At 60.0% G+C, this 13,861-nt stretch carries 9 protein-coding genes; all 9 read left to right on the top strand.

Annotated features, from left to right (window positions below; translation table 11 throughout):
• The first annotated feature begins 15 nt into the window (after positions 1 to 15).
• Positions 16 to 1,617, top strand: coding sequence for an alpha-L-fucosidase (locus tag JIN81_RS00755; protein ID WP_200275249.1), 1,602 nt, complete (start codon positions 16 to 18; stop codon positions 1,615 to 1,617).
• A 91-nt stretch (positions 1,618 to 1,708) separates the two neighbouring features.
• Positions 1,709 to 3,562, top strand: a complete 1,854-nt coding sequence (locus JIN81_RS00750) for a sulfatase (RefSeq protein WP_200275247.1) — start codon at positions 1,709 to 1,711, stop codon at positions 3,560 to 3,562.
• A 30-nt stretch (positions 3,563 to 3,592) separates the two neighbouring features.
• On the top strand, positions 3,593 to 5,365 hold the full coding sequence (locus JIN81_RS00745) for an arylsulfatase (RefSeq protein ID WP_200275245.1): 1,773 nt from the start codon (positions 3,593 to 3,595) through the stop codon (positions 5,363 to 5,365).
• A 36-nt stretch (positions 5,366 to 5,401) separates the two neighbouring features.
• Complete coding sequence (locus JIN81_RS00740; RefSeq protein WP_200275243.1) at positions 5,402 to 7,270, top strand: glycoside hydrolase family 97 protein; 1,869 nt, start codon at positions 5,402 to 5,404, stop codon at positions 7,268 to 7,270.
• A 37-nt stretch (positions 7,271 to 7,307) separates the two neighbouring features.
• Complete coding sequence (locus tag JIN81_RS00735; protein ID WP_343217924.1) at positions 7,308 to 8,666, top strand: sulfatase-like hydrolase/transferase; 1,359 nt, start codon at positions 7,308 to 7,310, stop codon at positions 8,664 to 8,666.
• A gap of 29 nt (positions 8,667 to 8,695) precedes the next feature.
• Complete coding sequence (locus JIN81_RS00730) at positions 8,696 to 9,460, top strand: SGNH/GDSL hydrolase family protein (RefSeq protein ID WP_200275232.1); 765 nt, start codon at positions 8,696 to 8,698, stop codon at positions 9,458 to 9,460.
• Positions 9,457 to 10,896 carry a sulfatase family protein gene (locus JIN81_RS00725; RefSeq protein ID WP_200275230.1) on the top strand — a complete coding sequence of 480 codons (1,440 nt, stop codon included), beginning with the start codon at positions 9,457 to 9,459 and terminating at the stop codon, positions 10,894 to 10,896. The genes JIN81_RS00730 and JIN81_RS00725 overlap by 4 nt, the downstream gene beginning before the upstream one ends.
• Before the next feature lie 251 nt (positions 10,897 to 11,147).
• The gene (locus JIN81_RS00720; RefSeq protein ID WP_200275227.1) at positions 11,148 to 13,220 is read left to right on the top strand and encodes a sensor histidine kinase; all 2,073 of its coding nucleotides are present in this window, start codon (positions 11,148 to 11,150) and stop codon (positions 13,218 to 13,220) included.
• Between the two features lie 2 nt (positions 13,221 to 13,222).
• Positions 13,223 to 13,858, top strand: coding sequence for a response regulator transcription factor (locus tag JIN81_RS00715; RefSeq protein ID WP_267907926.1), 636 nt, complete (start codon positions 13,223 to 13,225; stop codon positions 13,856 to 13,858).
• Positions 13,859 to 13,861: the final 3 nt, after the last annotated feature.

Below are 13,861 nucleotides of genomic sequence, written 5' to 3'. Positions count from 1 at the left end.
AAAAAATGACCGAGAATGAAAAACCGTCCATGTATCCTAGCGTCCCTTCTGGTGGCGCTCGCTCCCATCTGTGCCGAAGCCGACACATCGAAGACCCCCTATGACGGCTCTTGGGAGTCGCTGCAGGAGATGCCGGTGCCGGCGTGGTTCGACGACGGCAAGATCGGGATCTTCATCCACTGGGGTCCCTACAGCGTGATCGGCTACCGCAAGGGCGGGCGCGGCTACTCGGAGCACGTCCCGAAGTTGTTCTACACCGACTCCAAGCACTACTACCCCTACATGAAGAAGCGCTGGGGGGCGACGCCGCCGGAGTTCGGCTACAAGGACATCATTCCGGAGTTCAAGGCCGAGAAGTGGGACCCGGACGCCTGGGCGCAGCTGTTTGCTGAGGTCGGCGCGAAGTATGTGGTGATGACCGCTGAGCACCACGACGGCTGGGCGAACTGGGACTCGGATCTCACGCCATGGAATGCGGTCGACAAGGGGCCGAAACGCGATCTGGTCGGTGATCTGGGCACGGCGCTGAAGAAGCGGGGTTTGAAGTATGCACCTTCCTACCATCGCGAACGCCACCAGTCGTTCTTCACGAAGAAGCAGTATGTTGTCGATGCCGTGCCACAGGATGACATCAGTGAGGAGATCAAGCGCGTCCCGGAAGCCGCCTCGCTCTATGGACCCTTCGGTACCAGCAAGCAATTCGTCGATGACTACGTCGCTCGCTGGAAGGAGATCCAGACGAAGTATCAACCGGACTTCCTGTGGATGGATGATTTTCCAATCTACACGCGGGACGGCAACAATGTGCGTGGAGGAAAGGCGAAGCCGGAGGTGCGGTATTTCGATGATCAGGTGCGGCTGATGATCACGGATTTCATGAATGATGGCGCTGCGCGTGGCGCGGAGGTTTACCTCAACAACAAGGGAGCGAACCGCAACTGGCCGGATGGTGTCGGCTGCCTCGAGAAGGACAATTTGAAGCTCAAGGTGATCGGCCCGAAGTGGCAGAGCTGCACGACCTTCGGCACCTCTTTCGGTTATCTGGCGAACGACAAATACAAGTCAGTCGAAAGCATCATCCACGAGATGGTCGAGGTGATCAGCCGCAACGGCAACTTCCTGATCAACATCGGTCCCAAGGCCGACGGCACGATTCCCGAACCGCAGGTCGAGCGCCTCATAGCGATGGGCGCTTGGCTCAAGATCAACGGCGATGCCATCTACGGCTCACGCTACTGGAAGGTGTCCGAGCAGAAGGACGAAGCTCTGGCTTTCACCACCAAGGGGACGAAGCTGTATGCGATCAAGCTGACCCCACCTGGCTCTCCCTTCACGATCACCGGCACCGCTGGCTGGAGTGAGAACCAGGTGCATGGCGTCCGGCTCTTGGGTTGCGATGCGAAGGTCTCCTGGTTGATGACCCCAAAGGGTCTGCGGATCATCCCTCCCCCGAATCCTGGAGCAAGCCAGCATGCATGGTCATTCGAGATTAGGACGGATCGCGAACAGCATCATCCCAATGTGATCGTCGATGACGCGTCTTCAGCACTCAAGGGAACGAAGGCCGTGGACCTTGAGGGGAACTCGGAACGGAAAAGGAGAGGACCCTCGAAATAGCGTCGCCGGAACCCGTTCCATGCGGGAAGCCGGAGGATGGGGCCACACCAAGATCTCAAAAAAACTCGAAAACTGAATCACACTCATGATCATGAAGTCACGATGGGGATGGTCCGTCTGCGCGGCCCTATTCTTCGGAGGAGCCACCGCCGTTTCGGCGGATCAGCCCAACATCATCATCTTCTACGTCGATGATCTCGGCTGGCAGGATGTCGAGAAGCTCAACGACCTCGACGATCCCTGCCCCTATGAGACGCCGAACCTGATCGAGCTGGCGAAGCTGGGCATGAACTTCTCCCAAGGCTATTCTCCGGCGCCGACCTGCGCGCCATCCCGGGCGGCGATCCTCAGCGGCCAGCATCCGGCGCAGACCCGCTACACCCATGTGACCGCGGCGAGCATTCCGAAGCCGAGGAAGGATCAGGAATTTCAGGAGCCTTTTCTCGGTGCCTACTTCGATCTGGATCACCTGACTCTGGCCGATGCCTTGAGGAAGAATGGCTACCGGACCGGACACTACGGCAAGTGGCACACGGGCTTGAACGCCTCCGCCTATGGCTTCGAATTCTTCAACCAGACCCGTGGGTTCCATCGCGGCATGGGCGACCGGACGAAGGATTTTGCCACGGCGGACGACAGGACCTACCCGCTCAGCAAGAAGCGGTATCCACCGGTCTCGGAGGATTTCCCGAAAGGGATCCGGTATCCCTACGACGAGCTGACCGAGGAGGCGCTCAATTTCATCAGTGACAGCAAGGGCGAGCCCTTTTTCCTCAACCTCTGCCACTGGATGGTGCACTGGCCGGTCCTCACTCGGAATGGCGAGCTGCTCGAATACTACTGCAAGAAGCTCGGGCAACCGTTTCCTCCGAAGAAGGGGGACATGACGCTGGAGGGACAGCAGAATCCGTACTTCGCCGCCATGGTGACTTCGGTCGACTGGAGTCTCGGCCGGGTGATGGACCATCTGAAAGCGACGGATGACCCGCGCAATCCCGGCAAGAAGCTGATTGAAACCACCTACATCTTCTTCACCTCGGACAATGGTGGCGCGGAGATCAAAGGCCGCGAGATCATCTCGGACAACTTCCCGCTGAAGCACGGCAAGAAGTACTCCGATGAGGGAGGCATCCGGGTGCCGCTGGTGGTGGCAGGTCCCGGCATCCCCGCCGGCAAGGAATCGGCGACGATGGTCAACCAACTGGACTTCTTCCCCACCATCCTGAATCTCACCGCCACGACCATCCCGACTGAAGCGCAGGCAAAGCTCAGCGGCTTGGATATCACTCCGGTCCTGAAGGGCGAGGCCAGTGAGGTGGCCGATGAGAAGGGCAACAAGCGCAACAGCCTGTTCTGGCACTTTCCGCACAACAAGAAGCGGGCGGCGATTCGGAAGGGAGACTTCAAGCTCTATCGCCACTTCGAGACGGAGCAATACTCGCTCTATCGGCTCTACAAGAACGGTGAGCTTGCCGATCTCGAGGAGAAGGTGGATCTGAGCGGGAATCCGGAGTTCGCGAGTGTGGTGGAGGAACTTTCAAAGGAGCTGAACCGGATGCTGGAAGAAACCCGAGCGGAGCTCCCCTATCGCAACCCCGGCTTCAACGGTGCCACCCTTCCGAGTGCACGTCTCAAGACGGTCTCCTTCGGTTCGGGCGGAACCACGGCGATGCTTCCACTGGATCCTGATGGACCGAAAGCATCAGAGGCCTGGGTCCTCTACCATGCGAAAGAAGACGCCGGGCATGGCAAGGGCGCCAAGTCGACCGACTTCAACAAGATCGGCGACCCTGAGATTGCCTATCAGGTCAAGGTTCCGGCATCGGTGGGAGGCGGCGGTCACGAAATCACGGCTCCCGTTCCGAAAGAGGTCGACCGGGTCCAGTTCATCGTCGTGGACGAGAACCGCTTCTGCCACTTCTCCCCCATCACCCGAAAACCCTGATCCTGGAAAACTTCCCGAAAACCCATGAGCATGAAATCGATCCCGACGGCGTTTGTCGGACTCTGCGTTGTGGCAACCACCGTGGCAGCGACTCCCGAATCAGCTGCTACCGGCAAGCCGAACGTGGTTCTGGTGATGACGGATGACCAGGGCTATGGCGACCTGGGTTGTCATGGCAACCCGATCCTGAAGACGCCGGAACTCGACAAGCTCCACGCCGAATCGGTTCGTTTCACCGACTTCCACGTGAGTCCGTTCTGCACGCCGACACGGGCTGCCTTGATGACCGGGAACCATCCGGGAGTCACCGGTGCCTTCCGCACCAGCTCGGGCCGGACGATGATGCACCCGGACGAAAAGACGGTGGCTCATCTTTTCGCCGACGCGGGATACGCGACCGGGATGGTGGGCAAGTGGCACCTCGGGGACAACGCACCGCATCGCCCACAGGATCGGGGTTTTCAAGAGGTGCTCTGGCACCGTTGCGGTGGAATCGGTCAGGCATCGGACTACTGGGGCAACAACTACTTCGACGACACCTACGAGCGAGCCACCGCAGACAACAAGCAGGGAGCCTTCGAGAAGTTCGAGGGTTACTGCACCGATGTCTGGTTTCGCGAAGGGATTCGTTTCATCGAGAGCCATCGGGAGAAGCCCTTCTTCCTTTACCTCGCGCTCAATGCGCCACACGGCCCCTATCACGTCCCGCCGGAATGGGTGAAGCCCTACGAAGGCAACAAGGACGTCCCCAATCCCAACTTCTACGGGATGATCGCCAACATCGACCACAACATGGGGATCCTGCGCAAGCGCTTGGACGAACTCGGTCTGGCTGAGAACACGATCCTGATTTTCATGACTGACAACGGCACCTCCGCGGGAGCGAAGTTCAAGGGATTGGATTCCGAGGCCGTGGTCGGTTACAACGCCGGGATGCGCGGCAAGAAGTCGTCGGTCTACGACGGCGGCCACCGCGTGCCTTTCTTCATCCACTGGCCGAAAGGCGGACTCAAGGCCGGCAAGGAAATCGATACGATTGCGGCGCACATCGACGTGCTGCCAACACTTGCGGAGCTGTGTGGGATCCCGGTTCCGGATGTCTACGATGAAGATGGCATCTCATTGAAGCCGCTGCTCGACGGCAAATCTCTGGATCGGAAGCATCATGTGGTGCAGTACCACGGGGGTGCTCATGGCAAGGCGATGCCACCCGGACCGCTCGCCTTCTCGACCGTGCTGACCGAACGCTGGCGGTTGGTGAATTCCAATGGCCAGTTCCTTTTCGACATCGAGGCCGACCCGGCCCAGCGCAAGGATGTCGCGGCCGAGCATCCGGAAGTCGTCGAGCGCCTGCGCGGGCTGTATGATCCTTTCTGGGAACGGGTGTCGCCACGGATGACGCCGGTGCGCATCGACCTCGGCAATCCCGACGAGTTACGGACCACGTTGTGTTCCCAGGATTGGCGGATGGAAAAGGGCAACCCACCTTGGAACTTCGGGGCAATCAGGAAGCTGCCGAAGGTGACCGGACCATGGCTGGTCGATGTGAAACAGGCGGGTCGCTACCGGCTGACCTTGCGCCAGTGGCCGGCCGAGGCGGACAAGCCGGTCGTGGCGGTCCGTGCGAAGGTCGAAATCGCCGGAAAGGAGAAAGAGGTTGCGGTGGAGCCGGGTAGCAAGGGGGTCGTCATCGAATTGGAATTACCTGCAGGACCAACCGAACTGGTGACTTATCTCTACGACAAGCAGGGCAGAGCCGGCGGCGCCTACTTCACCGAGGTGGAATGGATGGAGGATCTCTAACTACCCGTAAAACAGAATTCAATCATGATCAGTACAATGACCAGACACACAGTTTTATGGTTCGGGGCAGCCGTCGCGCTGTCGAATGCGATGGCGGAACCGCTGACGGTGGAATCCCCGGATGGGACCCTATCAGCCTCGTTTGAGGTCAAGGACGGGGCGCTCTTCTACTCGGTGTCCGAGGCCAACAAGCCGGTGGTTGGATCCTCGAAGGTGGAAATCCTCAGGGACGCCAGCATGGAGCTGAAGGAGCACTCGTTGCGTGAGAACGACACCAGTTGGAAACCGGTCTGGGGTCAGTTCAGCACGATCCGCGACCACCATCGGGAGCTGAATCTGTCGCTGACGGCGAATGGCATGCCGGTGACGCTGCTGTGCCGGGTCTTCGACGATGGGCTTGGGTTCCGCTTCGTGCTTTCCGAGGAAAGCAAGGGCAAGAAGCTGAATTTCACCAACGAGTTCCGCCTGAGCGACGAAAAGGGGTTCTACCATCCAAGGGGCGAGCAAGGGGTCTCCGGCCCGCTGCGCCGTGACGAGTTGAAAGGCGTGCCGGTTCCGCTGGTGCAAATACGCGACGACGGCAGCGCCCGGGCGTGGTTCGAATCGGACATCTATTCGGCCGACGGCTTCGAGTCGATGCGCACGACCTACGACAAGAAGACCGGGGTGTTCACTTCGACAAGCTCCGCCACCTCCACAGGCAGGGGTCAGGTGACGCCGTGGCGGGTCATCCTGCTCGACGACCGGGTCGGCAACCTCGCGGTGAACACGGTGGCGCTCAATCTTGCCGCTCCCTGCAAGCTTGAGGACACCAGCTGGATCAAACCGGGCAAGGGCTTGTGGGACTGGCGGGTGCACGGCTACGACAACGGGGACTTCGTCTATGGCATCGATACCAGAAGCTACCTCCGCTTCATTGATTTCTGCGCCGACCAAGGGATCGAGTATTTCACCGTCGACGATCACTGGTTCCTGAGCGCCAAGGACGGGAAGATCGAGGTCTCTCCCGAAGTGGATATCGAGAAGGTGATGGCCTACGCCAAGGAGAAGGGCGTGAGGATCAAGCTCTACTACGATCGCAAGAAGGGAAACTTCGGTGATGAGACACTCTTCAGCCACTATGCGGGGCTGGGTGCCTCAGGGATGAAATACGGCTTCATGGGCAAGAGGGCCGGCTTCACCCGGGCAGCGATGGAGGCGGCGGCGGAGCACCGGATGGTGATCAATTTCCATGACGGCCCCGCGCCCATGGCGGGAGTCGAGCGGACCTTGCCGAACCTGATCACCCGGGAATACTGCCACGCCCAGCAAGACAGCCGCCGAGCCTTCACTCCCGAGACCTTCCTGAAGATGGTGATGGTCAATGGCTTGATCGGCCCGCTCGACATGGCCAACGGCAATTTCGGGATCGGCAGCATCAACGCCGGCGAGCGCCAGAAGGGTCCCAAGAAAAAGAACAGCTACATTTCCACCGTGACCAGCGAGGTGGCGCGGACGTTGGTCGTCTATTCCGGCTTGATCACCCTACCGGATGCGCCGGAGGAGTACCTGAAGAAGCCGGACCTGTTCGAATTCCTCAAGCAAATGCCCGCCACCTGGGACGAGAGCAGGGTTTTGAATTCGAAGATAGGCACCTACATCACCACGGCCCGCCGAAGCGGCGACAGCTGGTTTGTCGGCTCGGTCAACGACCAGAACGAGCGCACGCTGGAAGTGAAACTCGACTTCCTCGAGGCCGGGAAAAGCTACGAGGCGACGATCTACCAGGATGCGGAGGACTCCCATGGGGTGAAGAACCCGGAGGCCTATGAAATCACGACCAAGTCCGTGAAGCGTGGCGACGTGATCCCGGCCAGAATGGCGGTCGGTGGCGGTCATGCCATGATCCTTCGCCCGGCGAAATAGTCCCTCTCCCCTGCCCTGCATCATGAAAACAAAGGCCATGTTCCTGGTTACACTTCTGCTCTGGATGGGTGGACTGGTCAGCCATGCGGAGGAGTCCCGCCCGAACATCGTGGTCTTCCTGGTCGACGACATGGGATGGGGCGACTCCTCGGTCTACGGTAACGAGCTGATCAAGACGCCGAACTTGGAGAAACTGGCAAAGCAGGGCGTCACCTTCAGCCAGGCCTACTCGGCCTGCGGGGTCTGTTCCCCCTCTCGATCGGCCATCCTCACCGGTCGCACCCCGTTTAGGAACGGTGTGTGGTGTCACGTGTCAGGCAATGGGCCAACCCACCTGCGGACCAGTGAGATCACCTATCCCGAGTTGCTCAAGGAAGCGGGCTACGAAACCTGTCACGTGGGGAAGTGGCACCTGAACTCCAGGCAGATGTTCAACAACCGGGAGTTCCCGCAGCCGGGCGACCATGGCTACGACTACTGGATGGCGACCCACAATAATGCCAGCCCCAGCCACAAGAACCCGAAGAACTTCGTCCGCAATGGCAAGGAAGTCGGAGTGATGGAGGGATACTCCGCACCCTTGGTGGCCGCGGAGGCACGGAAATGGCTGAAGGAAATTCGGGATCCTTCTAAACCTTTCGCCTTGTCGGTCTGGCTGCATGAGCCACACCTGCCGATCGCGACCGATCCCCGCTTTCAAGAGCCGTATGGGAATGATCCGAACCGCACCTACATGGGGAACATCACTCAGCTGGATCACGCTTTGGGCATGGTGATGGACGCTTTGGACGAGCAGGGTGTCGCCGACAACACGCTGTTGATCTTCACATCGGACAACGGGCCCGAGGGCAAAGGTGGCGTGAAGGGAGGCTCCACTGGCGGCCTGCGTGGGCGCAAGCGGAACGATTACGAAGGAGGCATTCGAGTGCCCGGCCTGGCGCGCTGGCCGGGTCATATCGAGGCCGGCAGCAAAAGTGATGTGCCGGTGATCGGCTCCGACATCTTCGCCACCGTGCTGGAGGTGTGCGGTGTCCCTTTGCCGGAGGACCGGGTGATCGACGGCGTCAGCATGGTGCCCGCCTTCGCGGGAAAGCCGGTGGAACGCAAGGTGCCGTTATTCTGGCGCACCCACGTCTCCGGCCCCGATGACCGAGTCGCGATGCGGATCGGCGACTGGAAGCTCGTCGGCAACGAGACCCTAACGAAGTTCCAGCTCTTCAACGTGCAGAAAGACTGGAAGGAAGAGAACGAACTTTCGGAAAAGATGCCCGAGAAGACCGAGGAAATGAAAGGCATCTTGCTGAAGCTCTGGAAGGAGATCGAAGCCGAAGGCCCCCGCGAATGGTGGGAGGATGGCTCACGCAAACCCAAGAAGGGCAACAAGCTGAGCTACTGAGAACAACCACAATGAGAATTACCAAAATCTTGATAACGACCGCCCTGCTGGTGCTTGGCGGCCTCTTTCTTCCCGGCCTTTCACCATCGGCATCTGCCGCGGAGGATCTGGCGAGCAAAGAGGAGCTCTACACCGGAAAGGAATACCGGGAAGCGTTTCAAAACCCGCAGGATGATCCATCCCGGCCCAATGTCCTGCTGATCGGCGATTCGATCTCGAATGCCTACACCGTGGATGTCCGCAAGAAGCTCCATGGGCAGGCCGATGTTTTCCGGATTCCTGGAAACGGAAAGAACTCCGCGTATGGATTGGCCAACTTGAACAAGTGGCTGTCGATGAAGCCCGGCAAGTGGGATGTCATCCACTTCAACTGGGGCCTGTGGGACCTTTGCTACCGGAACCCTGAATCCAAAGTGCAAGGCTACCGCGACAAGGTCCATGGCACCATCACCGCGACTCCCGAGGAATTCAGGAGCAACCTGGAGAAGATCGTCGCGCGACTGAAGAAAACGGATGCCACCTTGATCTGGTGCACGATCACCCCGGTTCCGGAAGGTGAGGCGGGAAGGAAGCTGGGTGATGACCTGAAATACAACCGGATTGCCGAGGAGATCATGAGGGCCAATGACATCCAGATCAATGACTTGCATGCCCACGCCCTGTTGGCGTTGCCTGAGATCAAGATCAAAGAGGGCGACGTCCATTTCACCAAGGAAGGGTCTCGCTACCTTGCCGGCAAAGTCGCCAGCGAGATCGCCCAAGTCATCTCGAAAAAGAAGGAGACCCAGCCATGAAGAACCTACCGATCATCAAGTTCGGGCTCGTCTGCCTGTTGTCGCTCTGGGGGCGTTCGGTTCATGCTGAAACGCCTCCGAACATCATCTTGATGATGGCCGATGACCTGGGCTGGGGTGATGTGAAGTGTTTCAACCCGAAATCGCCGATCAAGACGCCGTATCTCGATGCGATGGCGGGGGCCGGCATACAATTCAACCGCTTCTATGCCTCGTCACCGGTGTGCAGTCCGACCCGCGGATCCTCTCTCACGGGTCGACACCCCTACCGCTACGGGATTCCCTATGCGAATACCGGGCACATGAAGCCCGAGGAGCTGACCCTGGCCGAACTGCTCAAGGCAAAGGGCTACGCGACCGGGCATTTCGGCAAGTGGCATCTCGGCACGCTGACGACCGAGATCAAGGATGCCAATCGCGGCATGCCGGGGAATACGAAGGACTTCAGTCCACCCTGGAAGAATGGCTTCGACCATTGCTTCTCGACCGAATCCAAGGTGCCGACCTGGGATCCGATGTTGTTGCCCGGCAAGGCGGAGGGTTGGAAAGACGGCAAGAAGGGGTGGGACGCCATCAAGGATCGTGCGAGCGCAGAGAGCTACGGGACCCACTACTGGAATGAGAAGGGCGAGATCGTCCGCGACAATCTTGAGGGTGACGATTCCCGCGTGATCATGGACCGGGTCGTGCCCTTTGTGGAAGAGGCGGCAAAGGAGAAGAAGCCGTTCTTCGCGGTGGTATGGTTCCATACGCCGCATCTGCCGGTGGTGGCGGGTCCGGAGTATGCCGCGATGTATCCGGGGGTGAGCGACTTCGAGAAGAACTACTACGGCTGCATTACAGCGATGGATGATCAGATCGGTCGCCTGCGCACGACGTTGAAGAAGGCGGGCGTGGCGGAGAACACCATGCTTTGGTTCTGCTCGGACAATGGGCCGGAGGGAAGCAAGACCAGCCCCGGCTCGGCCGCCCACTTCAAGGGCCGCAAGCGCAGTCTGAACGAAGGCGGTGTGCGGGTGCCGGGGATTCTCGAATGGCCTGCGCAGGTAAAAATGGGAACAGTCACCGATTTCCCGGCGGTGACCAGTGACTACCTGCCCACAATTCTCGAGGCGGTGAAGACGGAGTATGCCGGTGAACGACCCTTGGATGGCATTTCGCTGCTACCGGTGATCGCCGGTGACCAGAGCGAGCGCCAGCAAGGGATTGGTTTTGAATCACGTGGCTCGGCGGCGTGGTCGACGCAGCGCTACAAGCTCTTCCGTGCGAAGAAGGGACAGCCGTGGCAACTCTACGACCTGATCGAGGATCCGTCCGAGAAGAAGGATCTCGCCATGCAGCACCCGGAAGTGGTCGCCAAGCTCGCCAAGGAATTCTCGGCCTGGCAGGAGTCCTGCGCTCGCAGCGATCGAGGGGATGACTACGGATCGAGATGAAATCGACAGCCCCCACAGCGATCGTTGTCGTGATGATCGATGATCGAGGCAACGGCGACCCAGCGTGTCACGCTCACCCCTTCAAGGTCGGGGTGCTCCAGACGAACTTGCCTTGCGATTGGATGGACTTGGGCGGGAAGACGGTCGCCGAGAGGGTCCAGCCTGGTTCGCAGAGTGATGTTTGCTAATTGAGCTTGGTGGCGAAGGGAGATTCGGTGGATGCTGGCAATGTGAAGCAGAATCGCGGGTTGATGCGTCGAATCGGGTGCCGTGGCCTCGCGGCGGCTCTGCTTCTTCCCAGCGCCATGGCGGGTGCGACCGAAGGCTACTCGGACCCCCTGAGGCCGCCATCGGAGGGCGCGGATCATCAACCTCCGGAAGTTTTCATTTTCCAAGTCCCCGCCCGCTTGAGGCAGATCGAGGAGGAGATTGAAGAGGAAACCCGCATTCTTGCGGCACTGGCACCGCTGCAGATCGGGATGCAGTTCGATGAGTTCGGCTATCACAGCGACTACATCGCTGCGGTGGAAGGGGTGCCGGAAGAGCCATTGTGGACCATGGATTTCGGGGCCGGGCTTTTCCCGACCCAGGCCTTTGTGTTGGTGCCGGCCCTCGACCAGCGGTCGTCCGATCTACAGAGCTATGCCTTTCCGAAACGCTTCCGGATCCGCGCGGTCGATGGCAAGGGAGTTCCGGGCAAGATTCTTGTCGACTGGACGACACGGGATTTCCCTGACCCCGGTCTGCGCCCGGTCTACTTTTCCTTTCCTGAGGAGGATGCGCCGACGGGTCCCTTGCGGGTGGAGGTCTTTGCCGGGCACGAGGAGAAGGGGCTCGAGTTTTTCGCGCTCGGCCGCGTTCATCCGATCCGGCAGGGGGAACTGCAGAAAACGGGCGTCGCCGCGGTTTCATCCAGTTTTGAATCCGCTCCTTACTGGAGTAAGGACTATCTGGCCTCCCAGAGAAACACCCTCGGGATGCCCCTTTCGGCGAAGGATGGCGCCGGTGGCAACCTTGTCCTGAAGCTGCCGGCCGAGAGACTGAATTGGCCGCTGGTGATCCGGGTGGAGCTGGATGAAACGAGTGTCCTCGGTTGGGTCAACCTATTTCCGGGTCGCAGCCCTTCGGGTATCGACGTTCCGGGTTATGGATTCCCTGGATCGATGAGGATCTTTCGCATTGAGAGGAAGGCGGATGGAAAAGAGTCGCGGCATCTCCTCCCTGATCAGGAATTGCTGAAGAATCCGGGCAACAACATGCTGCGCATCCGCGGAGTCGGCAGCATGGCGGATGCGCTGGAGTTCGAGTGCAATGATTTCCCGGCCTATCAGGGACAGCCGGTGTTCTCTCTCGGCGAGATCGAGATCATCCGCTCGGGTGGCAATCTGTCGCGGGACCGTCCTGTATCCATCCGCGGCTTCGAGATGGCGGAGGAATCCGGATTGAGAACGCTGGTGGACGGCAAGGTCGGCGGGCGGGACATCCTGCATTTGCCCGAATGGCTGCGGCAGTTGGCGGAGGGCAAGCCGCACGAGGCCCGGCTCGCGGGACTCAAAGCCGAGCAGCAGATGCTGACGGAGCGATGGAGGCGGTTTCGTGGACGGGCGCTAGCGGGAGTGACGATCGCCGGATTGGCAGGTGTTCTGGGATTTGTCTTTTACCTGCTGAGGAGTCGGAGGCAGGCGGAAGCCCGCTTGCGAAGACAGATTTACTCGGATCTCCATGATGAGGTCGGAAGCAACCTGGGCAGCGTTTCACTGCTGGTCGGGCAACTTGCGGAGATCGCCAGAAGCGACCGCATGAAGGAAGGCATGTTCAACCTGTCGCTGATGGCGCGCGAAGCCTGCGTCTCGTTGAGGGAAGTGGTCTGGGTGGCCGATCAGAGAACCATCCGGCTGCCCGCCTTGATTCAGAAGCTCGGTGAGCGGGCGGAGAGGGTTCTGGGAGAGGTCGAGTTTTCCTCCGAAACGCCGGTCGATTGTCCCGACGAAGCCGTTTCTCTAACCACCAAGCGGCACCTGATGATGTTCTTCAAAGAGGCGGTGCACAACTGCGCCCGACACGCGCGGGCCACCAAGGTGAGCCTGAGGGTGTCCGTGGTGGAGCGACAACTGGGGATCGAACTGCGCGACAACGGCTGTGGGTTCGACACCTCCTTGCCGACGGAAGGCTGGGGCCTTGGCAGCATGAAGCAGCGCGCGAGCGAAATGGGAGGAGGAATGGAACTGCGGTCGGCGCCGGGCGAGGGAACCACGATTGCCCTGCGGCTTCCCCTCTCCTCGCTTTCCAAGGAGCCCAGCAAAGCCTACAAGACTTCGAATTAGGGATGATACCGATAACCGTATGGGTCGTGGAGGATGACGCTGGCTTCCGCCGAACCTTGAGAGATTTGCTCAATGGCGAGGAGGCGATCACCTGTCGCCGGGTCTTCCCCTCCTGTGCCGAACTCTTTGCCGCGCTCGAAACCGACGAACCTCCGGACCTCCTGATGATGGACCTGGGACTGCCCGGCATGGACGGCGTGGAAGGGATCCGCGAGTTGGCGGCCAGGGCGCCCGACGTGGCGGTGCTCGTGATTACGGTTTTCCGGGAGAAGGAGAAGGTGCTCGAGGCCCTGAACGCCGGTGCCTCGGGGTATCTGCTGAAGACGGCCACGGGACGGGAGATTCTCGAGGGAATCGAACAGGTCTTCCAGGGAGGAGCGGCCTTGAGCCCCGAGGTGGCCAAAATCGTTCTCACTGAAGTGAGGAAGCCCTCATCGGGCGAGACCTTCGGTCTGTCCGGGCGCGAGATCGAGGTACTTGAGCAACTGGCCATGGACCATTCCGTCAAGGAAATCGCCGATCATCTGGGGATCAGCCGGCGGACCGCCGCCTTCCACCTCGAGAACATCTACCGCAAGCTGCACGTCCAGTCGCAGTCGGGGGCGGTCGCCAAGGCCCTGCGCTCGGGGATTATCTGACCC

Origin of the sequence: Haloferula rosea, assembly GCF_016595525.1 — a bacterium.
Lineage (GTDB): Bacteria > Verrucomicrobiota > Verrucomicrobiia > Verrucomicrobiales > Akkermansiaceae > Haloferula > Haloferula rosea.
This window is presented reverse-complemented; position numbering and strand designations above follow the sequence as displayed.

Coding starts and splice junctions, on each gene's coding strand:
- JIN81_RS00755 (WP_200275249.1), top strand. CDS start 16: ATGAAAAACCGTCCATGTATCCTAGCGTCCCTTCTGGTGGCGCTCGCT.
- JIN81_RS00745 (WP_200275245.1), top strand. CDS start 3,593: ATGAAATCGATCCCGACGGCGTTTGTCGGACTCTGCGTTGTGGCAACC.
- JIN81_RS00735 (WP_343217924.1), top strand. CDS start 7,308: ATGTTCCTGGTTACACTTCTGCTCTGGATGGGTGGACTGGTCAGCCAT.
- JIN81_RS00740 (WP_200275243.1), top strand. CDS start 5,402: ATGACCAGACACACAGTTTTATGGTTCGGGGCAGCCGTCGCGCTGTCG.
- JIN81_RS00725 (WP_200275230.1), top strand. CDS start 9,457: ATGAAGAACCTACCGATCATCAAGTTCGGGCTCGTCTGCCTGTTGTCG.
- JIN81_RS00750 (WP_200275247.1), top strand. CDS start 1,709: ATGAAGTCACGATGGGGATGGTCCGTCTGCGCGGCCCTATTCTTCGGA.
- JIN81_RS00720 (WP_200275227.1), top strand. CDS start 11,148: ATGCGTCGAATCGGGTGCCGTGGCCTCGCGGCGGCTCTGCTTCTTCCC.
- JIN81_RS00715 (WP_267907926.1), top strand. CDS start 13,223: ATGATACCGATAACCGTATGGGTCGTGGAGGATGACGCTGGCTTCCGC.